Below are 26,710 nucleotides of genomic sequence, written 5' to 3'. Positions count from 1 at the left end.
CATGCGTCGCGGCTGAAGCCGCTCCTACGCGTACGCTCCAGGGCTATTGGAGGTGCCCTGCATTCCCGCTGCTCTGGTGTTCATGCGTCGGGGCTGAAGCTCCTCCCACAGCAGCCGCTCCGGCGCGTGCACCATGCGCTATGCCTCGCGGGCGAACAGCGCGGTGGTGATTCGACGTTGCCTGGCCTTGCCCAGCCAGCTCACCTGTTTGCCGTAGGAGCGGCTTCAGCCGCGACCGTCGTGGCGCCATGCGTCGCGGCTGAAGCCGCTCCTACGCGTACGCTCCAGGGCTATTGGAGGTGCCCTGCATTCCCGCTGCTCTGGCGTTCATGCGTCGGGGCTGAAGCCCCTCCCACAGCAGCCGCTCCTACGACATGCGATCACGGCCCTCAACGTTTCAGCTCGCAGCAATCCAACGAATCCCGAATCCCCACTCCCCAATCCCCGCCGCTCAGTCATCCACCCGCTCGCCCATCAGCTCGCGCTGGCGCTTGTCCAGTTCCTCGGCGTAGCGCTTGCGCACGAAGCTTTCGCTGAGCACGCCCACGACCTTGCCCTGGTCGTCGACCACGGCCAGTTCGTCGCTCTGGGTCAGGTCGAACTGGCGCATGGCGGTGACCACGTCGGTGTCGGCGGGCAGGGCCACGTCGCGGTTGCCGGCGTAGTCGACGATGGCCGCGTCGGCGTTGACGCCGTCGGCATAGGCGGCGGCCAGGGTGACCAGGCCGGCGTAGTGGCCGCTCTCGTCCTCCAGCACCACGCGGGTGCCCGAGCCGAGCGGGAAGCGGCGGCGGAATTCGGCCACGCTGGTGGTGGCGGCCAGCGGATGCACGTCCTTCTGCATCATCCGCCCGGCGCTGAGGTGCTTGACCCAGCCGACGTCGCGCGCGCTCTTGATGGTCTCGCCGCGCAGGTGCAGGCGCCAGGTGGAGAACGAGTAGCCGAAGATCTGGCGGACGATGGTGTTGGCGACCAGCACCGCCACCATCACCGCGCTGGCCAGCACGAAATCGTGGGTGCCTTCGAGCACCAGCATCGCCATCGTCATCGGCGCGCCGATCACCGCAGCGGCCATCGCCGCCATGCCGGCCAGCGAGGCGGCGGTGCCGTCGACCAGGGCCATGCCGCTGCCGAGATTCAGCACGCCGGCGAACAGCCCGCCGACCAGCGAACCCATGAACAGCGAGGCGAAGAACAGGCCGCCGCGGAAGCCGAAGCCCAGCGAGATCGCCGAGCCCAGGCACTTGAGCAGCAGCAGGATGCCCAGCCAGCGCAGCGAGGTCGGGCTGGTCAGGTCCAGGTGCAGCGCGCCGTGTCCGGAGGACAGCACCTGCGGGGTGATCAACGCCAGCGGGATCAGCAGCAGGCCGCCGGCCACCGGGCGCGCCCAGCGCGGCAGCGGGCTGCGGTTGATCGCCTGTTCGATCGCGCCGATCAGGCGCATCACCGCCACCGCCAGCAGCGCGCAGAGCACGCCGAGCAGCGCGTACAGCACGTAGTCGCGCGCCTCCAGCGCCGAGGCCGCCGAGGCCGGCAGCAGGTACGGCTGCACTCCGGCCAGCTGCGACACGAACACCGCGCCCAGCGAGGCCACCGCCACCGGCGCCAGCGCCGATGGCGAGTACGCGCCGATCACGATCTCGAACGCATAGAACGCACCGGCCAACGGCGCGCCGAAGGCCGCGGCGATGGCCGCGCCGGCACCGGCGCCGACCAGGGTACGGATGTCGGCGCGGCGCAGGCGCAGCACCCGGCCCAGGTGCGAGCCGCTGCCGGCGCCCATCTGCGTGTACGCCGCTTCCAGGCCGACCGAGGCGCCGACGCCGTTGGAGAACAGGGTCTGCACGGAGACGATCAGGTTGTCGCGCATCGACATGCGTCCGCCATACAGCGCGTTGGCTTCGACGGCGTCGACCAGTTGCCGCTTGCGCGCGCGCGCGGCCATGCCGAGCAGGCCGACCAGCAGTCCGCCCAGCGGCAGCACCAGCAACTGCTGCACGCTCAGTTCGGACATGGCGCTGAGCCGCTCGTCGGCCTCCAGGCCATACAGCAGGGCCTGCGCGCCATGCGCCAGGCTGCTCTGCAACAGGGTCAGCAGGCCGGCGATCACGCCGACCAGCAGGGCCAGGGCGATGAACCAGACATCGCTGGCGCGCAGGCGCCGACGCAGGGCATCGGCGAGGCTGTGCGAGGCGTCGGCCAGTCCCGGCCGCGGACGCAGGTGCACGACAGACGATCCTATTTGACGCGACGGACCTTGGCGCGGGTGTTGTAGTTGCCGACCTGCATGTACCACACGCCGACGATGCCGGGGGTGATCTTCACCTTGGGCGCAGTGAGGTGCACGCTGGACAGGCTCGCCGCCTCGGTCTGCTCCCATTCCTGGCCGTTGGCCAGCACGTAGTGGCGGCCCTTGCCGAAGCCGGTGAACTCGCCGACCAGGGTGCTCTCGATCGGCTCGGCGCTGCCGAAGTCGAAGAAGCCGCGATTCTTGGTGATCACCTCGCGGCGGCCCTCTTCCTTGGCCTTCTCCAGCGCCACTGCGGTTTCCTTGGCGACCTTGCCCTGCAGCCAGTCGTTCAGCGCGGTCAGTTCCTGCGGCGACAGCTTGTCCAGCCCGGCCGCCTTGAACTCCTGCGGCGACATCTGCGTCTGCAGATCGCCGGAGACGGTGCGCTGGGCGAGCGCCGGGGCGGCGGACACGGCGAGCGCCGCGCACAGGACCAGGGGAGCGAGACGCGCGAAGGACATGGCGAGGATCCGGGCAGTGGGATGCGCCGTAGTGTAGTCGCAAGCGGTGACCGCGCACGGGATACCGGGCGTGCCGGGACCGCGCCGGCGCCCGGTTCAGTCCTCGGCGGCGGCGGGCACGCCCGACGTGCGCGGCGGGCGCCGGTACACGAAGTCCGGCGCCGGCGCGGCGGCTTCGCGCTGCGCCAGCGCCTGCAGCGCCGCGTGCGCCGGGGCGCGTTCGCAGACCGGGTCCAGGGTCGCGGCATCGCCGCTGAGCGCCAGCGCCTGGCAACGGCAGCCGCCCCAGTCGACCTCGCGTTTCGGGCAGCCCTGGCACACCTCGGGCATCCAGGCGCTGCCGCGGAAGCGCACGAAGGCCTCGCCGTCTTCCCAGATCGCCGCCAGCGGGCGCGAGCGCAGGTTCTCGAAGCGCATGTCCGGCAGGGTTTCGGCGGCGTGGCAGGGCAGCACGTCGCCGCGCGGGGAGATGTTGACGAAGCGCTGGCCCCAGCCGCCCATGCAGGCCTTGGGCCGGTGCGCGTAGTAGTCGGGGGTGACGAAATCGATGTGCAGGCGGTCCTGCAGCCGCAGGCGCGCGGCGTCCACCGCGGCCACGGTGGCGTCGATCTGCGCGCGGCTGGGCATCAGCGCGGCGCGATTGCGCAGGCCCCAGCCGTAGTACTGGGTATGGGCCACTTCCAGGCGTTCGGCGCCGAGGTCCAGCGCCAGCTCGATCATCGCCGGGACGCGTTCGGCGTTGTGGCGGTGGATCACCGCATTGATCGTCAGCGGCAGGTCGAGCGCGCGCACCGCCGCGGCGAACGCGCGCTTCTTCGCCAGGCTGTCGCGGTAGCCGGCGATGCGGTCGGCGCCGGCGGCGTCGGCGTCCTGGATGCTCAACTGCACGTGCTCCAGCCCGGCCGCGGCCAGGGCGGCCAGCATCGGCGCGCCGCCGGCCACGCCGGAGGTGATCAGGTTGCTGTACAGGCCCAGCGCGCGCGCATGCGCGACCAGCTCGGGCAGGTCCTTGCGCAGCATCGGTTCGCCGCCGGAGAAGTGCGCCTGCAGCACCCCCATCGCCGCGGCCTGGTCCAGCGCCGAGCGCCAGCCGGCGGTGTCCAGTTCCTCGCGCAGGCCGGCCAGTGCGATGGGGTTGGAGCAGTAGGGGCAGGCCAGCGGGCAGCGGTGGGTCAGTTCCAGCAGGATCGACAGCGGCGGCGGCACCGGCGCGGTCATGCGCGCAACAACCGCTTGGCGTGCAACTGCTGCGCCAGCTCGCGCACGTCGCGTTCGACCTCGTCCGGGTCGGCCTCGAATGCTGCGGCCAGTTCCGCGGCGATCGTCGCCAGGCTGCGGGCGCCGTCGCAGCGCGAGACGATGGCATGGGCGATCTCGTCCAGTTCGATCACCCGCTCCGGCGCCAGCAGCACCCACTGGTCGCGGGCGCGGTCGTGCTGCAGGCGCACGCCGGCGGCGAGTCGCGGCTGGCTGCTGGCGTCCAGCGCGCTCATGCCGCGGCCTGCGCGGCGTCCGGCACGAACGCGTCCGGCCAGGCTACGCCCGGCTGCACGTAGGCGAAGTGCAGCGCATCCAGTTGCGACCACAGCACCCCGCACTTGAAGCGCAGCGCGTCCTGCACCAGTTGCTGCTTTTCCACGCTGTCGGCGTGGCGCTTGACGTAGTCCAGGGCGAAGTCCGAATCGCGCGGCGCCTCGTGCAGGCGATGCTCGAAGTACGCCAGCGCTTCGCGGGAGACGAAGTCGTAGTGCTGCAGCATGCCGGCGACGCGGTGGCCGATGATGCCTGGCGCGAACAGTTCGGTCAGCGACGAGGCGATCGCCTCCAGCAGGCTCTTTTCGCGCACGAAATGCAGGTAGGCCTGCACCGCGAAGCGGGTGCCGGGCAGCAGGCCGCGGCCGGACTGCACCAGGTCGCGGTCCAGCCCGAGCGCGTCGGTCAGGTGCAGCCAGCGGGCGATGCCGCCTTCGCCATCGGCGCTGCCGTCGTGGTCGACGATGCGCTGGCGCCAGATCCGGCGCAGTGCCGGGTCGTCCATCCGCGCCAGGATCGCCGCGTCCTTGAGCGGGATGCAGCGCTGGTACTCGTAGCGGTTCAGCGCCCAGGCCTGGACCTGGCCGCGGTTCAGGCGCCCGCTGTGCAGCAGGGCGTGGAACGGGTGCTGGTCGTGGTACAGCCGCGCGCCGATCGCGCGCAGCGCGGTTTCCAGTTGCTCGGGGCTCAGCAATGCGCTCACGGGCTGGGTCTCGCGGGTGATGCGGGAAGGCGGGTCACAGCGCGATCTCCATGCCGTCGTGGGCCACGTCCCAGCCATGCGCGGCGACCGTGGCGCGTTCGGGAGAACCGGCGTCGAGGATCGGGTTGGTGGTGTTGATGTGGATGAAGACCTTGCGCGCCACCTGCAGGTCGGCGAAGGCGCGCAGGGTGCCGGCTTCGCCGTCGATGCTCATGTGGCCCATGCGCTGGCCGGTCTTGGCGCTGACGCCGAGCTGCACCAGTTCGTCGTCGCGCCACAGGGTGCCGTCGAAGAACACCAGTTCGGCGCCGCGCAGGCGCTCGCGCAGGGCCTCGGTCAGCGCCGCGCAGCCGGGGATGTAGTGCAGGCGGTGCCGGCCGTCGTCGATGGTCAGGCCCAGCGTCTCCTCGGCCGAGCCGGCCAGGTCGCCGCTGTGGCGGGATTCCATGAACAGCGGCACCTTGCCGGGCACCGCGAACGGGGTGACCTGCAGGCCGAGCAGCGACAGCGGCGTGTCCAGGGCGAAGGGGTGACGATGCACGTAGGCCGGGTGCAGTGCGTCGAACACCGGGTTCTGTGCCAGCAGGTCGAGGACGCGGCTACTCGCGTACAGGTCGAAGCGCTGGCTCTCGCGCATCGACAGCAGCCCGGCGATATGGTCGATCTCGCCGCTGGTCAGCAGCACCGCCTCGATCGGCGAATGGCGCTGGTCGCGCTGCGGCCACAGCGCCGGCGTGGCCAGCACCTGCTGGCGGAAATCGGGTGAGGCGTTGATCAGCAGCCAGCGCTGGCCATCGACGCTGACCGCGATGCTGGCCTGGGTACGGCGTTGGGCACCCGGGTGTTGCTGCCACGCGCGCTGGCTTGCCGGCGTGTGGCAATTCCACTGCGGATGCCCTCCGCCTGCCGCCGATCCCAATACGATGAGGTGCATCCGGTCTCCGTCTTTAGCGCCTGGCCGGTCGCGCTTCGGTCGTGGGAAGGGAGGAGTGCGCGGGTCAGAGCTCGCCGGAGGCGTAGCAGTTGATTTCCGCGCCGACGCAGATTTCGCGGATCACAGGCTTGTTCCACTTTTTCATGTGCGTTCCTCTTGGAGTCGGACTAGGGACGACGGCGTCGGCGCATGCGGACAGCAGCGGGTCGCCGTCGCGTTCGAGCATAGGCGCGGGCCTTGGGGCGGTTGTGAAATTCCGGTAAAAAGCGGCGCAAGTCGCAACCGGATCACAGTGACGCGGCGGTGCGTATCCGCGGAGCGCCTCCCGGCGCGCTACCGGCGCAATTGTGAGAACGCGCACAAGCGCGTTAGTGTAGGCGGCACCGTTTCGTCGACTGCGTCCGTCCTTGAACCACACCGTCCACTCCGGCCTGGAGGCGTTGCTGCAGCGCCCGGCGGCCGCGACTCTGGCGCCCGCCCTGCGCGCGGCGCTGCTGCAGGCCTGGCAGGCGCAGGCCGAGCCACCGCCGCGGCTGCCGTGGCCGGTGCTGGCCGACACCCTGGACGCGCTGGCGCTGCTGTCCGCCGACGAGGCGTCGCTGCTGGCCGCGCTGCTGTTCGATCTGCCGGAGCTGCGCGCGCAGTTGCCGCAGCTGCCGATCGTCCCGCCGGCGCGGGCGCAGGCGGTGGCCGGCCTGCTGGAGGCGCAGGACGCCGCCGACCCGGTGTGGGCGCTGCACGCCGGGCGCGAGGCCGGGCGCAACAGCGAGGGCCTGCGCCGGCTGCTGCTGTCGATCGTGCAGGACCTGCGGGTGGTGCCGATCCTGCTGGCGCGGCAATTGGCGCAGATGCGCGTGGCCGACAAGGCGCCGGAGGCGCAGCGCCGCGCGCTGGCGCAGCTGACCCGCGACATCCACGCGCCGCTGGCCAACCGCCTGGGCATCTGGCAGTTGAAGTGGGAGCTGGAGGACCTGGCGTTCCGGCACCTGGAGCCGGACACCTACCGGCGCATCGCCCGCGAGGTCGACGAGAGCCGGGTGGCGCGCGAGCGCTACATCGAGGCGGTCAAGAAGATCCTGTCCAAGGCGCTGGCCGAGCAGGGCCTGCGCGCGGAGATCAGCGGGCGGCCCAAGCACATCTACAGCATCTGGCGGAAGATGCAGAAGAAGCGCCTGGCCTTCGACCAACTGTACGACCTGCGTGCGGTGCGGGTGATGGTCGACGACGTCGCCGCCTGCTATGCGGCGCTCGGCGTGGTGCACGCGCTGTGGGCGCCGGTGCCCAGCGAGTTCGACGACTACATCGCCCGGCCCAAGGCCAACGATTACCGCTCGCTGCATACCGCCGTGGTCGGCCCGGAAGGGCGCACGATCGAGGTGCAGATCCGTACCCACGACATGCACGCGCAGGCCGAGCTGGGCGTGGCCGCGCACTGGAAGTACAAGGAAGGCGGCAAGGGCGCGGAGAAGGCCTTCGACCGCAAGATCACCTGGATGCGCCAGTTGCTGGAGCAGTCGCAGGACGGCGAGCAGGGCGGGCTGGCCGGGGCGCTGGACGCCGAACTGGTCGAGGACCGGGTCTATGCCTTGACCCCGATGGGCGAGGTGATCGACCTGCCGCAGGGCGCCACCCCGCTGGATTTCGCCTACCACGTGCACACCATGGTCGGGCACCGCTGCCGCGGCGCCAAGGTCAACAACCGCATCGTGCCGCTGACCCACAAGCTGCGCAGCGGCGACCGGGTGGAGATCCTCACCGGCAAGGAGGCCGAACCGCGCCGCGACTGGCTGCTGCCGGCCAACGGCTATCTGGCCAGCGGGCGTTCGCGCGACAAGGTGCGTGCCTGGTTCCACAAGCTGGACCGCGCGCGCAACGTGCAGGCCGGCAAGGAGTTGCTGGAGCGCGAGCTCAAGCGCCTGGGGCTGCAGCACGCCGACCTTTTGCCGGCGGCGAAGAAGTTCCATGCCGACGGCGTGGAGGAGCTGTACATCCAGGTGGCGCTGGGCGACGTCGGCCCCAGCCAGGTCGGGCGCGCGCTGCACGAGGCCGAGCGCGCCGCGGCGCAGCCGGCCGCGCCGGCCATGCCACGGCCGACCGCCCGCCGCACCGGCCTGGGCAAGTCCAAGTTCACCGTGCAGGGCGTGGGCAATCTGCTGGTGCAACTGGCGCGCTGCTGCCAGCCGGTGGCCGGCGAGCCGATCGCCGGCTACCTGACCCGCACCCGCGGCGTCACCGTGCATCGCAGCGACTGCGCCGCGTTCGCGCGGCTGGCCGCCAGCCATCCGCAGCGGGTGCTGCCGGTGGAGTGGGGCCAGGCCGGCGGTGGCTACGAGGTCGACGTGCTGGTGCGCGCGGTGGACCGGCGCTGGCTGCTCAAGGACATCACCAACCTGATCGCCCAGGAAGAGGCGCACGTGCTGGAAATCAACAGCGAGAACGTGCGCGACAGCGGCCTGGCGCAACTGCGGCTGCGGCTGAAGGTCGGCGATTACGGGCAGCTGTCCACCTTGCTCGGCAAGCTCGACGCGCTGCCGGGCGTGCACGAGGCGCGGCGGCTGGGCTGAGGGGCGGCGGCACGCCGGCCGGGAGGCCTGCCAGCGGGTGGGCCGCCCACCGTGCGCGCGGCCGGCGCGACGCACAGCTGTTCGTCATCGGGGCAACGCTAAGCTTGTGCGGTGAGCATGCCGCCGGATCAGGTCAGGGACGAACCCAAGCGCAGGCAGCGGCCGGTGCCGCTGTGGCGCGACCGCCGTGCCTGGCGCTGGGCGCTGGCGGTGCTGCTGGTGCTGGGCATGACCGTGGTGGTGTTCCGCCGCCCGCTGGCCGACCTGATCTGGCCGGAGCCGCGCATCCAGCAACTACTCGACCAGGGGCATGCGGCGTTGCGTGCGGGCCGGCTCAGCGCCGCCGACGGCAGCGGTGCGCGCGAGCGCTTCGAGGCCGCGCTGGCGCTGGACAGCGACCGCATGCAGGCACGCGTCGGGCTGGCCGCGACCGGGCGCGCAGCGCTGGGGCAGGCGCGGGCGGCGCTGGCCGCCGGCCGCTTTCCGCAGGCGCGCGAGGCGCTGGCGCTGGCGCGCGCGCTGCAGGTGCCGCGCGCCGATGCCGATCGCATCGAGGCAGCATTGCGCGCGCGCGAGGCCGCGCACGCCGGCATCGATCAACTGCTGCAACGGGCGGCGCAGGCGCGCCGCGACGGGCATCTGGACGATGGCCCGGACGCGGCCTTGCCGCTGTACCAGCGTGTCCTGGAGTACGCGCCGGAACGTACCGCGGCGCTGGAAGGCCGCGAGGATGCATTGTCGGAATTGCTGCAGCACGCGCGCGGCGACCTGGCGCGCGGCGACCTGGCCGCCGCCGCGGCGCTGGTGGAGCGCGCGCGTGGCTACGACCCCGGCCATGTCGACCTGCCCGAGACGCAGGCGGAACTGAATCGGGCGCTGGAGCGCCTGCAGCGCGAGGCCGAGCAGGCCCTGCGCCGGCAGCGCCTGGACGCGGCGGCACACGCGTTTGCGCAGTGGCACGCGGCGGTGCCGGATGCGCCCGGCGCCAGCGACGGGCTGGAGCGGGTGGCGGCGGCCTACGCCGTGCAAGCGAGCCGCGCCGCCGCCGATTTCCGGTTTGGCGAGGCTGAGCGCGCCTTGCGCAAGGGCCAGGCCCTTGCGCCGGATAGTCGCGCCCTGGCCGATGCCCGGCAGGCGCTGCAGCGCGCCCGGCAGAGCCAGGCCACGCCGCCCTCGCGGATGTCGCCGGCCGAGCGCGAGCGCCGCCTGCAGCGCCTGCTGGCCGATCTGCAGGCCGCCGAGGCGCGTGGCGCCTGGCTGACCCCGCCCGGCGCCAGCGCCTACGACACCTTGCTGGCGGCGCAGACCCTGGCGCCGCGCGATGCGCGGGTGCGCGCGGCCGAGCAGCGCGTGCTGGCGGCGCTGCGACGCTGTTTCGACGATGCCATGCGCGGCAACCGGGTGCTGGCGGCGAGCGCCTGCTACGACGCCTGGCGCGCGCTGGCGCCGGGCGGCAATGGCCTGGCCACTGCGCGGCGACGCCTGGCGCAGCGCTGGCTGGCGGTCGGCGACGAGCGCCTGAGCGGCGGCGATGCCGCCTTCGCGCGGCAGGCGCTGCAGCGCGCCCGCGCGATCGATCCGGCGACCCCGGAACTCGCCGCCTTCGAGCGCCGCTTGCGTAGTCTCAATCCGGGGCGCTAGTGCGGGCGGTGACGTTCAGGGGAGCCTGCCCTCGGCTGATGGCGCGGCGCGTCGGGACTGAAGTCCCTCCCACAGGGGTGCTCAGAAATTTCGGCAATCTGTGTGCGTCTGTGGCACCGGGCGGTACCGCCCGTCTACGTCGTCGCGGAAGCGCTTGTTGCGATGCATGCAGCGGGACAGAGGGTAACTCCGAATCGCGAGGACCGTTGCACGCGTAGGAGCGGCTTCAGCCGCGATGCGGCATCACCGGTAACGCCTGGTCGCGGCTGAAGCCGCTCCTACGACGCGGCGGCGTGTGCCGTTCCTGCGTGGTGCACGACGCGCTTGCCGTCCCCGCGCTGGCATGTCCGAGCCGGACGCGATGCCAGTTGCATGTGTGGGAGGGACTTCAGTCCCGACGCGATAGACAACGGTGCGCCAACGCAGCTCAGGCCAGGAACGCCTCGCGCACCGTGGCGCGGGCGGCGTCCAGCGAGAAGTGGGTCTCGATGTTGCGCAGGCCGTTGTCGGCCAGCCGCTGCCACAGCGCCGGATCGGCGTAGAGCTGCGCGATGGCGTCGGCGAACGCGGCGGGGTCGTCGGCGATCAGCACGTCCTCGCCGTCGCGCAGGTGCATGCCCTCCACCGCGCACGCGGTGGCCACCACCGGCTGGCCATGGGCCATGCTCAGGTTGACCTTGCCCTTGACGCCCGCGCCGAAGCGCAGCGGCGCCACGGCGATGCGCATGCCGTCCATGTAGGCGGCGATGTCCGGCACGTGCCCGAGCAACTCGACGCCCGCGGTGGCCTCGCCGAGGCGGCGGATGTCCTCCGGCATGTCCGCGCCGATGCAGTGGAAGCGCACCTCCGGCAGACGCGTGCGCACGGCGGGAAATACCTCCTGCAGGAACCAGCGCACCGCGTCCACGTTGGGCGCATGGCGGAAGCCGCCGACGAACACCAGGTCGCGGCGCTGCGCCCACGGCAGGCCGGGGCCGGCGACCTCGTGCAGGTTCGAGATCAGCGCCGTGCGCACCTGTGGCGCCTCGCGCTGCAACTGTTCGCGTTCGACCGCGCTGACCAGCACCGTCACGTCGACCTGCGCCATCACCTCCAGCTCGCGCGCGCGGGTGCGTTCGGCCTCGCGCAGCAGGCGTGCGTCGCCTGCCAGTTCGGCGCCGCGGCGCTCGCGCAGGTAGTGCAGGTCCACGGTGTCGAACAAGCGCCGCGCCTGTGGCGCGAACCGGCGCAGCAGCGGCAGGCAGGCGTGGGCGACGTGGTGACGCACCAGCAGCACGCTGTGGAACCGCGCGCCGTGCTGCTGCAGGAACCACGTCAGATTCTTCAGGTAGGGCGCGTACCACACCTCCACGCCGAGCCGCTGCAGGATTTCGCTGTGGCGGCTGGCATAGCTGCGCTCGCTGGGCAAGAACACCACGTGTGCGCCTTCCTCCAGCAGCAGGCGGATCAGGTTGAGCTGGCGCAGCGAGGCGGAGTCGCGGTCCGGCTGCGGCAGCGCTTCGTCGAGGATCAGCACCTGGCGCTGCTGGCGGTGCAGCAGCGCCGGTGTCGGCACCTCGCCGGGTGCCAGGTGCCGCGGCAACACCTCGGCCCACTTGGCGGCGAAGACCGCGCGGTTGCGCACCTGGTAGGCCTTGATGCCGCTGCCGGTATCGGTGCCGTTGCTGGTGCCTTCGTCGTGCACCACGCGGCTGGCCGGCTGCACCAGCGTGCGCAAGCCGGCGGCACGTACCGCGAAGGCCAGATCGGTATCTTCGTAGTAGGCCGGCATGTAGCGGGTGTCGAAGCCGCCCAGCGCCAGGAAGCGTGCGCGCTCGATCGCCAGCGCCGCGCCGCTGCCGTAATCGACGTCGCGCAGGTAGGCGTAGCGCGGATCGTCGGGCGACTCGAAGCGGCCGTAGCTCCAGGCGCTGCCATCGGCGAAGACCACGCCGCCGGCATCCTGCAGGCGGCCGTCGGGATACAGCAGTTGCGCGCTGACCAGACCGGCCTGCGGCAACTGCGCGAAGGTGTCCAGCAGCGCGTCCAGCCAGCCCGGCTGCGGCACGGTGTCGTTGTTGAGGAACACCAGGTAGCGGCCCTGCGCGCGCGCGGCGCCGTCGTTGCAGGTGGCGATGAAGCCGCCGTTGTGCTCGCGCACGTGGTAGTGCAGGCCGACCACCTGCGGCAGCCACTGCGCGGTGGCGTCGCTGCTGCCGTCGTCGATCACCAGGATCTCGCATGGTGCGGCCGGCGGATGCGCGGCCAGCGCGCGCAGGCAGGCGAGGGTATGGTCGACGTGGTTGTAGACCGGGATCACGATGCTGACCAGCGGTGCAGGGCTGTTCGGCACCGCGAACGGCGCGAACGGTGCAGGTTCCACCGCGAACAGCGCGCGCTGCGGCGGCGGCAGCGGTTGCGCATGTACGCGCAGGCGCTCCCAGGTGCTGCGCCAGCCGCGCGTGCGCAGGCTGATCAGGCCGCGCCGGACCAGGCCGGCCAGGCGGTTCAGGGCGTAGCGCGCATTCGCCCACGACATCGACATCCGGTACCACTCCAACTTAAACGAAGAGGCCGCCGCGCCGCGCTGCCCGCTGGGCTGCGCTAGACTCGGCGGAATTTACATTCTCGCATTCCCGTGCCCCGACGCTACGACGATCACGACAACGACGATCAGGACGACGCCCTGGACAGCCCCGCCACGGTATGGCGCCGCCGTCTGCTCACCTGGGGCCTGGCCGCCGCCGCACTCGGCCTGGGCTTCCTGATTCCGTACACGGTCTATCTGAACAAGCAGGTCACCCAGCGGTTCGGCGAACTGCGCTGGCAGATCCCCACCCGTGTGTATGCGCGGCCGCTGATGCTGGCGCCTGACACGGCGATGGACCCGCAGACGCTGAAGACCGAACTGGATGCGGCCAGCTACCGCGCCGACGCCGGCGCCGAGCGTCCCGGCAGCTACCAGCAGGACGGCAGCCGCTTCACCATCACCAGCCGCGGCTACATCGACGTCGACGGGCGGGTCGCGCCGCGCCGCATCGAGGTCGCGTTGGCCGGTGGCCGCGTGGTGGCGTTGCGCGATGCGCAGACCCGCAAGTCGCTCAAGGCCGCGCGCCTGGATCCGGCGCGCATCGCCACGCTGTACGGGCAGAAGCAGGAAGAGCGGCGCCTGGTGCGCGTGGACGAGGTGCCGGAACTGCTGGTCACCGGCCTGCAGGCGGTCGAGGACCGCGATTTCAACTCGCACCACGGCATCGACCTCAGCGGCATGGTCCGCGCGGCCTGGGTGATGGTGCGCTCCGGCGGCAAGAGCCGGCAGGGCGCCAGCACCCTGACCCAGCAGCTGGCGCGCAGCGGTCTGCTCGGCATCGGCAAGGAACAGACCGTCACCCGCAAGTTCAACGAGATCCTGTACGCGCTGATCATGGAGGCGCGCTACGACAAGCGCACCATCCTGGAGGCGTATCTCAACCAGGTGTACCTGGGCCAGCGCGGCAGCCAGGCGGTGCATGGCGTGGCCTCGGGCGCGGAGTTCTGGTTCGGCCGCGAACTCGATGCGCTGGCGCCGGAGCAGGTGGCGCTGCTGATCGGCCTGGTCAAGGGGCCGTCCTACTACGACCCGCGGCGCTATCCCGAGCGCGCGCTGGACCGGCGCAACTTCGTGCTCGGCAAGCTGCGCGAGAGCGAACTGATCGACGAGCCGACCTATCGCAAGGCGCTGGCCGCGCCGCTGGGCGTACCGGCCAATCCCGGCCTGGTCGCCGCCAACCGGTTCCCCGCCTATGTCGACCTGGTGCGGCGCCAGCTGGCGCGCGATTACCCCGAGAGCGCGCTGCAGGGCGCCGGCCTGAGCGTGCTCACCGGCATGTCGCCGTCGGCGCAGGCCTATGCCGAGGGCGCGGTGACGCGCACCATCACCGCGCTGGAGACCAACAAGAAGCGCCCGCCACTGCAGGCCGGCCTGGTGCTCACCGACACCCATAACGGCGAGGTGCTGGCGGTGGTCGGCAGCCGCGACGTGGCCCAGCCGGGCTTCAACCGCGCGATCGAGGCGCAGCGCCAGGTCGGCTCGCTGCTCAAGCCGTTCGTGTACCTGCTGGCGCTGGCGCAGCCGGACCGCTACTCGCTGGCCAGTTGGGTCGACGACACCCCGGTCACCGTGCAGCTGGGCCGCGGCCGCACCTGGAGCCCGGGCAATTCCGATGGCCGCAGCCACGGCACGGTGCGCGTGGTCGATGCGCTGGCGCACTCCTACAACCAGGCCACGGTGCGCATCGGCATGCAGGTCGGGCCGGAGCGCGTGGCGCAACTGGTGAAGGTGCTGGCCGGCATCGAGGCCGAGGTCAATCCCTCGCTGATCCTCGGCGCGACCGACCAGAGTCCGTACGCGATGGCGCAGCTGTACCAGTTCCTGGCCTCCGGTGGCGAAATCCAGCCGCTGCATGCGGTGCGTGGCGTGCTCGATCCGCAGGGCAAGCTGCTCAAGCGCTACGACAAGACCCCGGCGCCGGCGCAGGAGGGCGACTCCATCGCCGCCAACCTGGTCGGCATGGCGCTGCAGCAGGTGGTCAGCAACGGCACCGCGCGGCAACTGCTCAGCGATGGGCTGGGCAAGCTGTCGCCGGCCGGCAAGACCGGTACCAGCAACGATGGCGTGGACAGTTGGTATGCCGGCTACACCGGCGACCACCTGGCGGTGATCTGGATCGGCAACGACCAGAACAAGCAGACCGGCCTGTACGGCGCCACCGGTGCGATGCGGGTGTGGTCGGGCATCTTCTCGCGGCTGCCGAGCGCACCGCTGCAGGTGCAGGGCAAGGGCATCGACTGGCAGTGGATGGACCCGGTGGGGTACAACAGCACCGACCCGACCTGCCCCGGCGCGCGCCAGTTCCCGTTCGTGGTCGGCTTCGTACCGGCGTATGCCGCGTGCACGCCGCCGCAGGCGCTGCCGGAAGAGATCGCGCCCGCCGAGGGCGAACATCAGGGCGGCGGCTGGCGCAGCTGGTTCGGCCTGGACAAGAAGAAAGACCCGCCTGCCGACGCGGCCGCGCCGCCGCCGGCGCATTGATTCCCGGATCCCGGATACCGCTCATGACCCCACGTCTTCCCGCCATCGCCGCCCTCAGCCTGCTGCTCGCCTCCTGCGTCAGCGCACCGCCGCCGCCGCCCCCGGCCGCGCCGGTGGACACCACCACGCCGGCGCAGCGCATCGCCGCGATCGACGCCAGCGGCGGTGCCGACGACACCGAACTGAGCGTGCAGCCGCTGCGCGATCCGGAAGTCGAAGACCTGCGCGAGAGCGCCAAGCGCAAGCGCAGCGCCGGCGACCTGGCCGGTGCCGCCGCCGCGCTGGACCAGGCGCTGAAGCTGGTGCCGGAGGATCCGGCGCTGCTGCAGGACCGCGCCGAAGTGGCGCTGCTGCAGAAGGACGACGCGCAGGCCGAAGCCTTCGCCAAGCGCGCCATCGACCTGGGCTCGCAGACTGGCCCGCTGTGCCGCCGCCACTGGGCGACCATCGAACAGGCGCGCCTGGCCCGCGGGCAGAAGGAAAACGCCGCCTCGGCGCACGCCCAGATCGCGGGGTGCACGGTGCCGGGGATTAAGAGGTACTGAGGGCTGGGAATGGGGAGTCGGGAATGGGGAATGGGGAATGGGTAAAAGCTGCGTTTCTGGCGGCTCGTCACGCTGGCGGCGCTCGGTCTTCCCGCTCTGCCGGCGGCCGTGACAGTGAGCGGGTAGCGGTGCTGCTTTAACCATTCCCCATTCCCGGTTCTCCATTCCCCATGTCTTTAGCCCACGCCAGCACCGAAGCGCTCAGCGAAGGCGGTGCGCTTGCGCGTCAGCTAGACGCCTTCGTGCCGCGGCCGGCGCAGTTGCGGTTGACCGCGGCGATCGCCGAGGCGTTCGAGCAGCGCGACGTGCTGCTGGCCGAGGCCGGGACCGGCACCGGCAAGACCTATGCGTATCTGGTGCCGGCGTTGCTGTCGGGGCTGAAGACCATCGTGTCCACCGGGACGCGCGCGCTGCAGGACCAGCTCTACCACCGCGATCTGCCGCGGGTGCGCGCGGCGCTGGGCGTGGGTCTCAGCAGCGCGCTGTTGAAGGGGCGCGCCAACTACCTGTGCAAGTACCGCCTGCAGCAGGCGCGCGGCGAGCCGCGCTTCACCGCGCGCGAGCAGGTCGCGCAGTTCCAGCGCATCGTCGCCTGGAGCGGGCGCACCCGCTTCGGCGACATCGCCGAGCTGGACGCGCTGGCCGACGATTCGCCGCTGCTGCCGCTGGTCACCTCCACCGTCGACAACTGCCTGGGCACCGAGTGCCCGTTCTGGGGCAAGTGCTTCGTGGTGCAGGCGCGGCAGCGCGCGCAGGCGGCCGACCTGGTGGTGGTCAACCATCACCTGCTGCTGGCCGACCTGGCGCTGAAGCAGGAGGGCTTCGGCGAAATACTGCCTGGCGCGCAGGCCTTCGTGATCGACGAGGCGCACCAGTTGCCGGAGCTGGCGGCCAACTTCTTCGGCGAAGGCTTCGGCATGCGCCCGCTGCAGGAACTGGCGCGCGACTGTGTGGCCGAGAGCCGCCAGGTCGCCGGCGCGCTGGCCAGCCTGCAGGCGCCGGCGCAGGCGCTGGAACAGACCCTGCGCGAATTGCGCGCGGCGATGGAGGGACTGCCGGCGCGCGGCACGCAATGGCGGCTGTTGGCCAAGCCGCAGGTGCGCGACGGTTTCGATGCGCTGCTGGCCGATCTGGCGCGGCTGCAGGAGCCGCTGGCGGTGTTGCGCGAGGCCTCGCCCGGCTTCGATGCCTGCGCGGCGCGCGCGCGCGAGCTGCGCACGCGGCTTGGCCGCTGGCTCGGCGAGGATGCGCCGATTCCGGATTTCGAGGCCGAGCCGGAAGCGGACGTGCCGTCCAACGACGTGCTGTGGTACGAACTGACGCCGCGCGGTTTCCGCTGCCAGCGCACGCCGCTGGACGTGTCCGGGCCGCTGCGCGCGCACCGCGAGGCGTCGCGCGCGGCCTGGGTGTTCACCTCGGCGACGCTGGCGGTGAAGGGCGAGTTCGAGCACATCGCCACGCGCCTGGGCCTGAGCGACCCGATGACCTTGCTGCAGCCCAGCCCGTTCGACTGGGCACGGCAGGCGCTGTGCTACCTGCCGGCGCTGCCCGATCCCGCCGCGCGCGGCTTCGGCACCGCATTGATCGCCGCGCTGCAGCCGGTGCTGGAGGCCTCGCAGGGCCGCGCCTTCCTGCTGTTCGCCTCGCACCGGGCGCTGCGCGAGGCGGCCGAGGCGCTGCGCGACGGCCCCTGGCCGCTGTTCGTGCAGGGCGAGGCGCCGCGCGCGACCTTGCTGCAACGCTTCCGCGCCTCCGGCAATGGCGTGCTGCTCGGCTCGGCCAGTTTCCGCGAGGGCGTGGACGTGGTCGGCGATGCGCTGAGCGTGGTGGTGATCGACAAGCTGCCGTTCGCCGCGCCCGACGATCCGGTGTTCGAAGCGCGCCTGGAGGCGATCCGCCGCGACGGCGGCAACCCGTTCCGCGACGAGCAGTTGCCGCAGGCGGTGATCGCGCTGAAGCAGGGTGTGGGCCGGCTGATCCGCAGCGAGCGCGACCGCGGCGTGCTGGTGCTGTGCGACCCGCGCCTGCTGAGCAAGTCCTACGGCCGCACCTTCCTGGACTCGCTGCCACCGTTCGCCCGCACCCGCGACGTGGAGGACGTACGCCAGTTCTTCGCCGCCGAGGCCCCGCCGCCGGGCGATAATCCCGAGGCCGTGACGTCACCAGCCTCGTCAAACTAGCCGGCGCGTCGCTCTTGCTTTTGCGAATCCCAACTCCCGAATCCCCAATCCCGGCTCCCCCATGAACCTCCTCGCCTTCGAAACCTCCACCGAAGCCTGCTCCGTCGCCGTCATGGTCGGCGACCGCGTGCTGGAGCGCTTCGACCTGGCGCCGCGGCGGCATGCCGAACTGGCGCTGCCGTGGGCCGAGCAATTGCTGGCCGAGGCCGGCATCGGCCGCCGCCAGCTCGATGCGGTGGCCTTCAGTCGCGGCCCCGGCGCGTTCACCGGCGTGCGCCTGGCGATCGCGGTCGCGCAGGGCATCGCCCTGGCCCTGGACCTGCCGGTGCTGCCGGTGTCCACGCTGCAGGTGCTGGCGCTGCGCGCGCCGGCCGACGCGCCGCGGGTGCTGGCGGCAATCGATGCACGCATGGGTGAGGTCTACACCGCGGCCTACGCGCGGCAGGCCGACGGCGGCCTGCAGGCGCTGACCGCCGAGCAGGTGTTGAGTCCGGAGGCCTTCGTATTGCCGGAGCCGGACGCGGCCTGGGCTGCGGTCGGCACCGGACTGGCGGCGGTCGATGGCACCTTGCAGCGGCGCTTCGGCGCGCACTGGCGCAGCGCCGATGCGCAGGCGCTGCCGCATGCCGCGGACGTACTGACCCTTGCCGCGGCCGCGTACGCGCGCGGCGAAGGGATCGCGCCGGAACGCGCCGAACCGGCCTACCTGCGCGACAACGTCGCCCTGACCCTGGCCGAGCAACAGGCGCAGCGGGCCGCGCGATGAGCGCCGCAGTGACGCCCGGTGACCGCTTTCGCGGTTGCCTGCTCGGGTTGGCGGTGGGCGACGCACTGGGGACCACCCTGGAATTCAAGGCGCCCGGCAGCTTTACGCCGATCGAGGACATGGTCGGCGGCGGCCCGTTCGAGCTGCAGCCGGGGCAGTGGACCGACGACACCTCGATGGCGCTGTGCCTGGCGCACAGCCTGCTGTACCGGCAGGGCGTCGACGCCGCCGATCAGATGAACCGCTACTGCAACTGGTACCGGCACGGTTACCTGAGCAGCACTGGCACGTGCTTCGACATCGGCAACACGGTGCGCGCGGCGCTGGAGCGCTACATGCAGGGCGGGCCGGCGTTCAGCGGCAGCGACGATCCGCGCGCGGCCGGCAACGGCGCGCTAATGCGACTGGCGCCGGTGGCGATGTTCTATGCGCAGCGCCCCGACGAACTGGCCGAGCGCGCCGCCGACAGTTCCCGCACCACGCATGCCGCGGCCGAGGTGCTGGATGCCAGCCGGTTGTTCGCCTTCCAGTTGCGTGCCGCCTTGTTAGGCGAGGACCGTGCGCAGGTACTGCAGCCGACGGGCACGCCGCCGATGCAGACCCCGGCGCTGCGTGCGCTGGCTATCCGCGACCACGCCGTGGTGCCGGCAACGCAGATCCGCGGCACAGGCTACGTGGTCGATGCGCTGTCTGCGGCGCTGTGGTGTTTCGCCACTACCGAGTGCTTCGCCGATGCGGTGCTGCGCGCGGCCAATCTGGGTGACGACGCCGACACCACGGCCGCGATCTGCGGGCAGTTGGCCGGTGCTTTCTATGGCGTCGAAGGCATTCCCGCGGCATGGCGCGCGCGGGTCCAGGATGCGACGGAGATCGTGGCGCTGGCCGATCGGCTGCACGCCGCAAGTGTCGCCGGCTGAAGGCCGACGCGGACGCCGGCCTTGCGTGGCCGGCGTCCTTGGCGTCGCTGTGCAGCGGATCAGTAGTCGTAGCTGACGCTCAAGCGCAGCGACCGCGGCGCCTGGCGCAGCAGGGCCGCGCCATACACCGGGTCCGCGTTACCCGGGTCCGACTCCGAGTACGGGTACTTCCACAGCGTGGCCTGGCCGTTGAAGACGTTGAACACGTCCAGGGTGAAGGCCAGTTTGCGGTCGGCGTAGGCCGGCCGCCACGACACGCCGAGATCCAGTTGCTGCAGCCACGGCAGGCGGCCCTGGCTGCCCGGAGGCGCCGGCTGGCCCTGGTAGTAGTGATAGGCGATGCCGTAGCCGGAGGGGTCGCTGTGGTCGGGGCCGTAGGAGCCCAGCGCACTGAACGGCGAACCGGAGATCAACTTGAGGTTGGCCGACACCAGCCATGCGGGGTTGAGCTGGTAGTAGCCGTAGAACTTGAACTGATGTGTGTGGTCGTTGCTCTGCGGGCCGTTGGTGTGCTCCATCAACTGCGCGAAGTCCCAGGCCTGGGTGGTGGACACCGCGGTCTGGCCGATGCCCGACAGCAACTGGCCCTCAGTGGTGCCGTAGCTGCGCGACCAGGTGTAGTCGAGGCGGCCGTACCAGCGCTGGTCGAACGGATGCTCCAGCGACAGGTTGAGTCCGTAGTAGTTGCGCTTGAATTCCGGGAAGCCGAACTGCGCGTTGCTCAGCGGCACCTTGACGTAGTTGCCCGAGGTGTCGACCAGGGTGAAGGTGTTGGCCCGGCCCGGGTTGATCAGCCAGCAGCTGACCGGATTGCTGGCCAGGGTCACCGTGTGCCCTTGCGCCGCGGCGGCGGCGAACACGGTATCGCTGTCGCAGTAGTCGTCCACGCCGCTGCGCAGGACGCGGTAGGTGCCCTTGGCGCCGTAGACCCAGCTATCGCCCCAGGCCTTGGTGAAGCCGAGGATGAACTCGTCCTGGAACGAGGGCTTGATGCCCTGGGTGGCGACGGTCTTGGGATCGGGCAGGATGCCGTAGTTGTTGTTGGACGAGACCGCACCGGAGATCTGGGTCAGGCCGGTCGGGTAGCCGTTGGCGTCGATGCCGCCGTAGGTGTAGTAGGTCGAGGTGGCCAGGGTGGCGCCGGCGGCGTTGAATGCCGGGTTCAGCGGCAGCGCCAGGTAGTAGCGGCCGGCGTTGCCGTACACCTTGAAGCGCGCATCGCCGTCGACGTCCCAGCTGAAACCCAGCCGTGGCGCCCATTGCCCGCTGGTCTGCTTGATGTACGGCGCGCCGTCGCGGTTGTAGTTGGTGAACTGGTCCAGGCGCAGGCCGAGGTTGAGCAACAGCCGGTCGTTGACCTGCCAGTTGTCCTCCACGTACTGCGCGCGCTGTGCCGAGCGCACCGAGGCCAGCGCGCTGTAGATGTACTTGCGTACGTAGTAGCCGCCCTGGCCGTTGGGGTAGCCGCCGGTGGCCGGGACGCCGAGCCCGGTGTTGATCGGCACGTTGGGGTTGGCCTGGCCGTAGATCCAGTAGTAGCCGTCGCCCGAGGCCACCGAGCCGCGGTTGAGCGCGCGTGCGTTCTGGTTGTCGATGCCGACCGTGATGCTGTGCGCGCCGATGGCGTAGTTGAGGTCCAGGCGCAGGTTGTCGGTGCGGTTGCCGCGCGCGGGATCGACCAGCAGCGAGGTGGTCTGCGCGTTGGTGATCGGGGTGCCGCCGGTGTAGGCCGGGTTCTGGAACGAGGTGCCGCTGAGGTAGGTCAGCGCGCTGTTGTAGCTGGGATTGCCGGTGTAGTCGTCGGTGCGCTGCTGGCCGTACTGGGCGCTGAAGGTCAGGCGGTCGGTGAGATAGCCGGTGTACTTGGCGGTCCACAGGTCGCCGCCGGTCTTGGTGGTGTTGGCGTCGCCGCGCAGGCTGCCGATGTCGTAACCGCTGTAGTCGTAGTACTTGCCGCGGGTGATGTAGCGGCTGGAGGCGCCGGTGATCTCCAGCAGTTGGCTGTCGCTGATGTTCCAGTCGAGCTTGGCGTACCAGCTCGGCCGGCGGTACTGGTAGTCGTAGTAGTAGGTTCCCGGAGTGGTCTCGCGCGCGCCGTAGAAGCGATCGCCGTCCTGGCGCTGCAGTTCGTAGGCGCCGAAGAAGAACAGCTTGTCCTGGATCAGCGGGCCGCCGGCGTAGACGCTCTGGGTGCTGAGCGTGGAACCGCTCTTGCTGTCCGGTCGGTAAAGGCTGCCGTCGCCAGGCGCGTAGACGTCCTTCTGCGAGGAGCGCAGCCCGTCCGGCTCCCAGGTCGCCTGGCCGCCGAAATGCCATTCGTTGCTGCCGCGCTTGCCGACCGCGTTGATCACGCCGCCGTCGGAACGGCCGTACTTGGCGCTGTAGCCGCCGGTGTAGACCTCCAACTGGTCGATGCTGCCGTAGGGCAGGGTCAGCCCGCCCAGCCCGCGCAGCGGGTCGGTGGTATTGAAGCCGTTGATGTAATAGGCGTTCTCCGCGGCCGAAGAGCCGCCGAAGCTGAGCAACTGCGCCCCAGTCGGGCCGATGTAGGTGCCGCTGCCGCTGTTGCCGGCCACGCCGGGCGCCAGTTGCGCGATGGCCTCGGCCGAGCGGCCCAGGGGCAGGCGCTGCAGCTGTTCGGCATTGATCACGGTGCGCGAGTCCACGCTGCTCACGTCGATCGCGGCGGCGGCGCGGTCGGCACTGACCTGGACGCCGGCCAGGCTGGTGGTGGCGGGGCTGAAGGAAACGTCGGTGACGGCACCGACGGTGAGGCCGACGCCGTCGCGGCTGCCCAGCACGCTGCCGTCGGCACCTTTGGCGATGATGGTGTAGGTGCCCAGCGGCAACTGGCCGATGCTGTAGCGGCCGCGCGCATCCACGGCGACCTCGCGGCTGAGGCCGCTGTCGCTGCGGACCAGGATGCGCTGGGCATCGGCGGGCGCCTGGCCGGCGACGGCGCCGGTGGTGGACTGGGCCTGGGCCGGCGGGAGGGCGAGGGCGGCACTGAGTGCCAGGGCGAGCAGGGCGGGCCTGCGGAGGGAACGATGGTTGTGCATGTGGGGGGACGGCTCGGGTGGTGGTGGGGCGGGGGCACGCCGCGCCGACTCGAACCCGCCCGTCCTGGATGATGCGGTGTGCGCGGTAACGTTCCCCCGCTCCATTAACCTTAATGGGCCGCCATCACAGAAATGCCGCGTCGTTATGTCTGCGGTACCAATGGTTATGTCGGCCGTTGGACGTTGTGGGCGGTCGTACCCTCACCCCAACCCCTCTCCCGATGGGAGAGAGGCAGCGCTCTCCTTCTCCCACCGGGAGAAGGTGCCCCGAAGGGGCGGACGAGGGTACGGGCGAAGCCTCGAACTGTTGCGACCGGCAGGCGTCGTGGGCGGCCGTACCCTCACCCCAACCCCTCTCCCGATGGGAGAGGGGCTAGCGCTCTCCCTTCTCCCACCGGGAGAAGGTGCCCCGAAGGGGCGGATGAGGGTCCGGGGCGAAGCCTCGACCTGTTGCGACCGGCGGCGTTGTGGGCGGTCGTACCCTCACCCCAACCCCTCTCCCGGTGGGAGAGGGGCTGGCGCTCTCCCTTCTCCCGCCGGGAGAAGGTGCCCCGAAGGGGCGGATGAGGGTCCGGGGCGAAGCCTCGAACTGTTTGCTACCGCCAGGCGCTGCGTGGCAACCGCACCCTCACCCCAACCCCTCTCCCGACGGGAGAGGGGCTAGCGTTTGTGCTGGCGGCTCAGCGGTCGTCGACCAGGCTGCCGCCGGGCAGGAACACCCAGGTGCGGGTGACCTGCAGGATGTCGACGTTGTCGTCGGTGCGCGGCAGTGGCGGGAACGGCTGCGCGAGTTGCACGATCCGCAGTGCGGCGGCGTCGAGCATCGGCACGCCGCTGGAGCGCAGGATGCGGCTGCTCTCCAGGCTGCCGTCGCGGCGCACGCCGACGCTGATCACCACCTGGCCGCCGAGCCGGCGCCGCCGCGCTTCGTCGGGATAGTTGAGGTTGCCGACGCGCTCGGCACGGTCGACCCAGGCGCGCAGATAGTTGGCATACGCGTACTCGCGGGTGCTGGCGGAGACGAACTTGCGGTTGGGGCGCTTGGCGTACTGCTCCGAGCGCAGGTGCACCTCGGCGGCCAGCCGCGCCATCTCGGCATCGCGCTGTTCGCGCTGCGCGTCCACCGGCCGTTGCGGTTCATCCGTCCGCGGCTGTGTCTGCGCTGCCGGCAGTGGCTGCTCGCCGCGCGCGCTGCTGACCACGCGCGGGGTCGGTTCCGGTGCCGCGGCCGCGGTCTGCGCACGCAACGCCTGCGGCGCCAGCCCATCCTGGCGCTGTGGCACCACGCCCGGCTGGCTGTCGCGCGGACGTTGCGGCTTGTCGTGGTCGCCGCCGCCCTGCTGGTTGGCCTGGGCCAGGAAGTCGGCCTGTTTCGGTGTCAGCGGCGTGCTGGTCTGGCTGAAGATCACGTCCAGCGTCGGCACCAGCGGTGCATCGTCGTCGATCGCGAAGCCCACGCCCAGGATCAGCAACCCGTGCACGATCAGCGACAGCACCAGGGTGGCGCTGAGCCGTTCGCGCTCGCCGATGCGCGGCGCGGGCGTCGCGGCGGCCGCGCTCATCGCGCCGGATAGGCCTCGATGGCGTCGAACAGCAGCCCGGCGATGTTGAGCTCGAACTGCGCGTCCAGCTCGCGCACGCAGGTGGGGCTGGTCACGTTGACTTCGGTGAGGTAGTCGCCGATCACGTCCAGGCCGACGAAGCGCATGCCGCGCCGCTTCATTTCCGGGCCGACCTGGGCGGCGATCCAGCGGTCGCGCTCGCTCAGCGGGCGGCCTTCGCCGCGGCCGCCGGCGGCCAGGTTGCCGCGGAACTCGTCGCCCTGCGGGATCCGCGCCAGGCAGTAGTCCACGGCCACGCCGTCGACCAGCAGGATGCGCTTGTCGCCGGCGCTGATGTCCGGGATGAAGCGCTGCGCCAGCGCCAGCTTGCGGCCGCCGTCGGTCAGCGTCTCCAGGATCACGTTGAGGTTGGGGTCGCCGGTGCCGCTGCGGAAGATCGACCGCCCGCCCATGCCGTCCAGCGGCTTCAGTACCGCCTGGCCATGCTCGAGCACGAAGGCCTTGAGCGTGGCGGCGTCGCGGCTGACCAGCGTCGGCGGACAGCATTGCGGAAACAGCAGGGCGGCCAGCTTCTCGTTGAAGTCGCGCAGGCCCTGCGGGTCGTTGACCACCTGCGCGCCGGTGCGCTGGGCCACGCTGAGCACGTGGGTGTCGTACAGGAACTCCGCATCGAACGGCGGGTCCTTGCGCATCAGCACGACCTGGCCGGGGCCGAAGGTCAGGTCGGCGAACGCGTCCAGCTCGAACCAGCCGGCCTTGTCGTCGCGCACCCGCAGCGGCGCGGCCTGGGCGGTCGCGCGGCCGTCGCGCAGGGTCAATCCGCCGGGACGCACGTAGTGCAGCCGGTGCCCGCGGCGCTGCGCTTCCAGCAGCATCGCGAAGGTCGTGTCTTTGGCGATCTTGATGCTGGCGATGGGGTCCATCACCACGATGACATCGAACGGCATGGGGGCACCTGAGAGACTGAGCGGAAGATGGTAGCGGGTCGGCGGGGGCGCCGCGCACCGGGTGTCGGGCACGGCCGCGCGGTGTCGCACGTTATCCGCCAAACTGTGACATAGTTTGTGCTGTTACGTGGTTCAACGCAGACCGGCAGCGGCGGCCTTGACAGTCGCAGCGGGTCTTGGGATACATGGCGTTTCGCAGCGAAGCCGGATCCGATGAAGCGTCGCGCGCTTGGGGGCAAGTGATGAGTGAAAACACGACTGCGGGTGGGGAACTCGCAGGCTTGCGGGTCATGGTGATCGACGATTCGAAAACGATCCGTCGTACTGCCGAAACGTTGCTGAAGCGCGAAGGGTGCGAAGTGGTGACGGCGACCGACGGCTTCGAGGCGCTGGCCAAGATCGCCGACCAGCAGCCGCAGATCATCTTCGTGGACATCATGATGCCGCGGCTGGACGGCTATCAGACCTGCGCGCTGATCAAGGGCAACCAGCTGTTCAAGGCCACGCCGGTGATCATGCTGTCCTCCAAGGACGGCCTGTTCGACAAGGCGCGCGGGCGCATCGTCGGGTCCGAGCAGTACCTCACCAAACCCTTTACACGCGAAGAGCTGCTGGGCGCGATCCGTACATACGTCAACGCCTGACCAGGGGGAAAGGCAGCATGGCCCGTATCTTGTTGATCGAGGACTCACCGACCGACCGGGCGGTGTTCACGCAATGGCTGGAAAAAGCCGGGCACCAGGTCCTGTCCACCGACAACGCGGAGGACGGGATCAAGCTGGTGCGCGAGCAGGCGCCGAGCCTGGTGCTGATGGACGTGGTGCTGCCGGGCATGAGCGGCTTCCAGGCCACCCGCGCGCTGTCGCGCGACGAGGCCACCCGGCACATCCCGGTGCTGATCATCAGCACCAAGAGCATGGAGACCGACAAGGTCTGGGGCATGCGCCAGGGCGCCACCGACTACATCGTCAAGCCGCCGCGGGAAGACGAGCTGATCGCCCGCATCAACCAACTGGTGGGCTGACATGCGCTCGCCCTTCGACATCCTCGAGGCCTACGAGCGGCGCAGCCTGGCGCACGCCGTGCAGATGCCCGAACGCGCCTTCGACGACGACGTCTGGCGCGGGGTCGGCTATCGCGTCGGCAAGCGCCACCTGGTCTCGGACTTCCGCGAAGTGGTGGAGATCGTGCGCATGCCGCCGGTCACCCCGGTGCCGGGCGCGCAGCCGTGGCTGCTGGGCGTGGGCAACCTGCGCGGCAACCTGTTCCCGGTGGTCGACCTGAAGCAGTTCCTGGAAGGCGAGCGCACCGCGCTGCAGGAAGGCCAGCGCGTGCTGATCATGCGCCAGAGCGGCGGCGACGTGGCCCTGACCATCGACGAGCTGTTCGGCCAGCGCAGTTTCACAGAGACGCAGGCGGTGGAGCCGGGCGATCTGGCCCAGGGCCGCTACGCGCACTTCATCGACCGCGCCTTCCGCGGCGACGCCCAGGACTGGGGCGTGTTCTCGCTGTCGCTGCTGTCGCGCACTCCCGAATTCCGGCAAGCCGCCGCCTGAGC

The 26,710-nt window shown here is 70.9% G+C and carries 21 protein-coding genes; 10 read left to right on the top strand and 11 right to left on the bottom strand.

The window, feature by feature from the left end:
* Window positions 1-451 precede the first annotated feature (451 nt).
* The 7 genes from PIQ37_RS03840 to pqqA form a co-directional block, all read right to left on the bottom strand.
* The gene (locus PIQ37_RS03840; RefSeq protein WP_342072401.1) at window positions 452-2,227 is read right to left on the bottom strand and encodes a chloride channel protein; all 1,776 of its coding nucleotides are present in this window, start codon (window positions 2,225-2,227) and stop codon (window positions 452-454) included.
* A gap of 11 nt (window positions 2,228-2,238) precedes the next feature.
* Window positions 2,239-2,751: a hypothetical protein gene (locus PIQ37_RS03835; RefSeq protein WP_342072400.1), complete on the bottom strand. Its 513-nt coding sequence runs from the start codon at window positions 2,749-2,751 to the stop codon at window positions 2,239-2,241.
* 96 nt (window positions 2,752-2,847) lie between these two features.
* Window positions 2,848-3,969: a pyrroloquinoline quinone biosynthesis protein PqqE gene (gene pqqE / locus PIQ37_RS03830; RefSeq protein WP_342072399.1), complete on the bottom strand. Its 1,122-nt coding sequence runs from the start codon at window positions 3,967-3,969 to the stop codon at window positions 2,848-2,850.
* Window positions 3,966-4,244, bottom strand: a complete 279-nt coding sequence (gene pqqD / locus PIQ37_RS03825; protein ID WP_342072398.1) for a pyrroloquinoline quinone biosynthesis peptide chaperone PqqD — start codon at window positions 4,242-4,244, stop codon at window positions 3,966-3,968. The genes pqqE and pqqD overlap by 4 nt, the downstream gene beginning before the upstream one ends.
* Window positions 4,241-4,987 (bottom strand): pyrroloquinoline-quinone synthase PqqC, encoded by a 747-nt coding sequence (pqqC, locus tag PIQ37_RS03820; RefSeq protein WP_342072397.1) that lies wholly within the window; start codon window positions 4,985-4,987, stop codon window positions 4,241-4,243. The genes pqqD and pqqC overlap by 4 nt, the downstream gene beginning before the upstream one ends.
* Window positions 4,988-5,021: 34 nt before the next feature.
* The gene (pqqB, locus tag PIQ37_RS03815; protein ID WP_342072396.1) at window positions 5,022-5,921 is read right to left on the bottom strand and encodes a pyrroloquinoline quinone biosynthesis protein PqqB; all 900 of its coding nucleotides are present in this window, start codon (window positions 5,919-5,921) and stop codon (window positions 5,022-5,024) included.
* A gap of 64 nt (window positions 5,922-5,985) precedes the next feature.
* A complete protein-coding gene (gene pqqA, locus PIQ37_RS03810) occupies window positions 5,986-6,147 on the bottom strand; it encodes a pyrroloquinoline quinone precursor peptide PqqA (protein ID WP_342072395.1) in 162 nt (53 codons plus the stop codon).
* A 181-nt stretch (window positions 6,148-6,328) separates the two neighbouring features.
* Between pqqA and PIQ37_RS03805 the strand changes: the two genes are divergently transcribed.
* Window positions 6,329-8,485 carry a RelA/SpoT family protein gene (locus PIQ37_RS03805; RefSeq protein WP_342072394.1) on the top strand — a complete coding sequence of 719 codons (2,157 nt, stop codon included), beginning with the start codon at window positions 6,329-6,331 and terminating at the stop codon, window positions 8,483-8,485.
* 228 nt (window positions 8,486-8,713) lie between these two features.
* Window positions 8,714-10,126 (top strand): hypothetical protein, encoded by a 1,413-nt coding sequence (locus PIQ37_RS03800; protein ID WP_407136460.1) that lies wholly within the window; start codon window positions 8,714-8,716, stop codon window positions 10,124-10,126.
* Window positions 10,127-10,553: 427 nt separating this feature from the next.
* Here the strand turns inward: PIQ37_RS03800 and PIQ37_RS03795 are convergent, their stop codons facing one another.
* Entirely contained in the window at window positions 10,554-12,650 is a 2,097-nt protein-coding gene (locus PIQ37_RS03795; protein ID WP_342072393.1) for a glycosyltransferase, read from the bottom strand.
* A gap of 93 nt (window positions 12,651-12,743) precedes the next feature.
* On the opposite strand from PIQ37_RS03795, the gene mrcB reads away from it, so the two are divergent.
* The 5 genes from mrcB (at window position 12,744) to PIQ37_RS03770 (ending at window position 19,584) form a co-directional block, all read left to right on the top strand.
* A complete protein-coding gene (gene mrcB / locus PIQ37_RS03790) occupies window positions 12,744-15,176 on the top strand; it encodes a penicillin-binding protein 1B (RefSeq protein WP_342072392.1) in 2,433 nt (810 codons plus the stop codon).
* A 23-nt stretch (window positions 15,177-15,199) separates the two neighbouring features.
* Complete coding sequence (locus PIQ37_RS03785; protein WP_267100132.1) at window positions 15,200-15,721, top strand: tetratricopeptide repeat protein; 522 nt, start codon at window positions 15,200-15,202, stop codon at window positions 15,719-15,721.
* Between the two features lie 170 nt (window positions 15,722-15,891).
* Window positions 15,892-17,901, top strand: coding sequence for an ATP-dependent DNA helicase (locus PIQ37_RS03780; RefSeq protein WP_342072391.1), 2,010 nt, complete (start codon window positions 15,892-15,894; stop codon window positions 17,899-17,901).
* 61 nt (window positions 17,902-17,962) lie between these two features.
* Window positions 17,963-18,667 (top strand): tRNA (adenosine(37)-N6)-threonylcarbamoyltransferase complex dimerization subunit type 1 TsaB, encoded by a 705-nt coding sequence (gene tsaB, locus PIQ37_RS03775; RefSeq protein ID WP_342072390.1) that lies wholly within the window; start codon window positions 17,963-17,965, stop codon window positions 18,665-18,667.
* The gene (locus tag PIQ37_RS03770; RefSeq protein WP_342072389.1) at window positions 18,664-19,584 is read left to right on the top strand and encodes an ADP-ribosylglycohydrolase family protein; all 921 of its coding nucleotides are present in this window, start codon (window positions 18,664-18,666) and stop codon (window positions 19,582-19,584) included. Before tsaB ends, PIQ37_RS03770 begins: the two co-directional genes overlap by 4 nt.
* A gap of 59 nt (window positions 19,585-19,643) precedes the next feature.
* On the opposite strand, the gene PIQ37_RS03765 is transcribed toward PIQ37_RS03770, so the two are convergent.
* The 3 genes from PIQ37_RS03765 to gshB all read right to left on the bottom strand — a co-directional run bounded on the left by PIQ37_RS03765 (window position 19,644) and on the right by gshB (window position 25,152).
* A complete protein-coding gene (locus PIQ37_RS03765; RefSeq protein ID WP_342072388.1) occupies window positions 19,644-22,643 on the bottom strand; it encodes a TonB-dependent receptor in 3,000 nt (999 codons plus the stop codon).
* A 680-nt stretch (window positions 22,644-23,323) separates the two neighbouring features.
* A complete protein-coding gene (locus tag PIQ37_RS03760) occupies window positions 23,324-24,205 on the bottom strand; it encodes an energy transducer TonB family protein (RefSeq protein WP_342072387.1) in 882 nt (293 codons plus the stop codon).
* Entirely contained in the window at window positions 24,202-25,152 is a 951-nt protein-coding gene (gshB, locus tag PIQ37_RS03755; protein WP_342072386.1) for a glutathione synthase, read from the bottom strand. The genes PIQ37_RS03760 and gshB overlap by 4 nt, the downstream gene beginning before the upstream one ends.
* Before the next feature lie 242 nt (window positions 25,153-25,394).
* Between gshB and pilG the strand changes: the two genes are divergently transcribed.
* Genes pilG through PIQ37_RS03740 form a run of 3 tightly spaced genes read left to right on the top strand, consistent with a single transcriptional unit; the run spans window position 25,395 to window position 26,708 of the window.
* Entirely contained in the window at window positions 25,395-25,796 is a 402-nt protein-coding gene (pilG, locus tag PIQ37_RS03750; RefSeq protein ID WP_003472648.1) for a twitching motility response regulator PilG, read from the top strand.
* A 17-nt stretch (window positions 25,797-25,813) separates the two neighbouring features.
* On the top strand, window positions 25,814-26,176 hold the full coding sequence (locus PIQ37_RS03745; protein ID WP_010343242.1) for a response regulator: 363 nt from the start codon (window positions 25,814-25,816) through the stop codon (window positions 26,174-26,176).
* Window position 26,177: 1 nt separating this feature from the next.
* Entirely contained in the window at window positions 26,178-26,708 is a 531-nt protein-coding gene (locus PIQ37_RS03740) for a chemotaxis protein CheW (protein ID WP_017914762.1), read from the top strand.
* Window positions 26,709-26,710 lie beyond the last annotated feature (2 nt).

This window comes from Xanthomonas protegens, from assembly GCF_038442435.1.
Classification (GTDB): domain Bacteria; phylum Pseudomonadota; class Gammaproteobacteria; order Xanthomonadales; family Xanthomonadaceae; genus Xanthomonas_A; species Xanthomonas_A sontii.
The sequence above is the reverse complement of the archived record's forward strand: the minus strand, read 5'-3'. Positions and strand labels throughout refer to the sequence as shown.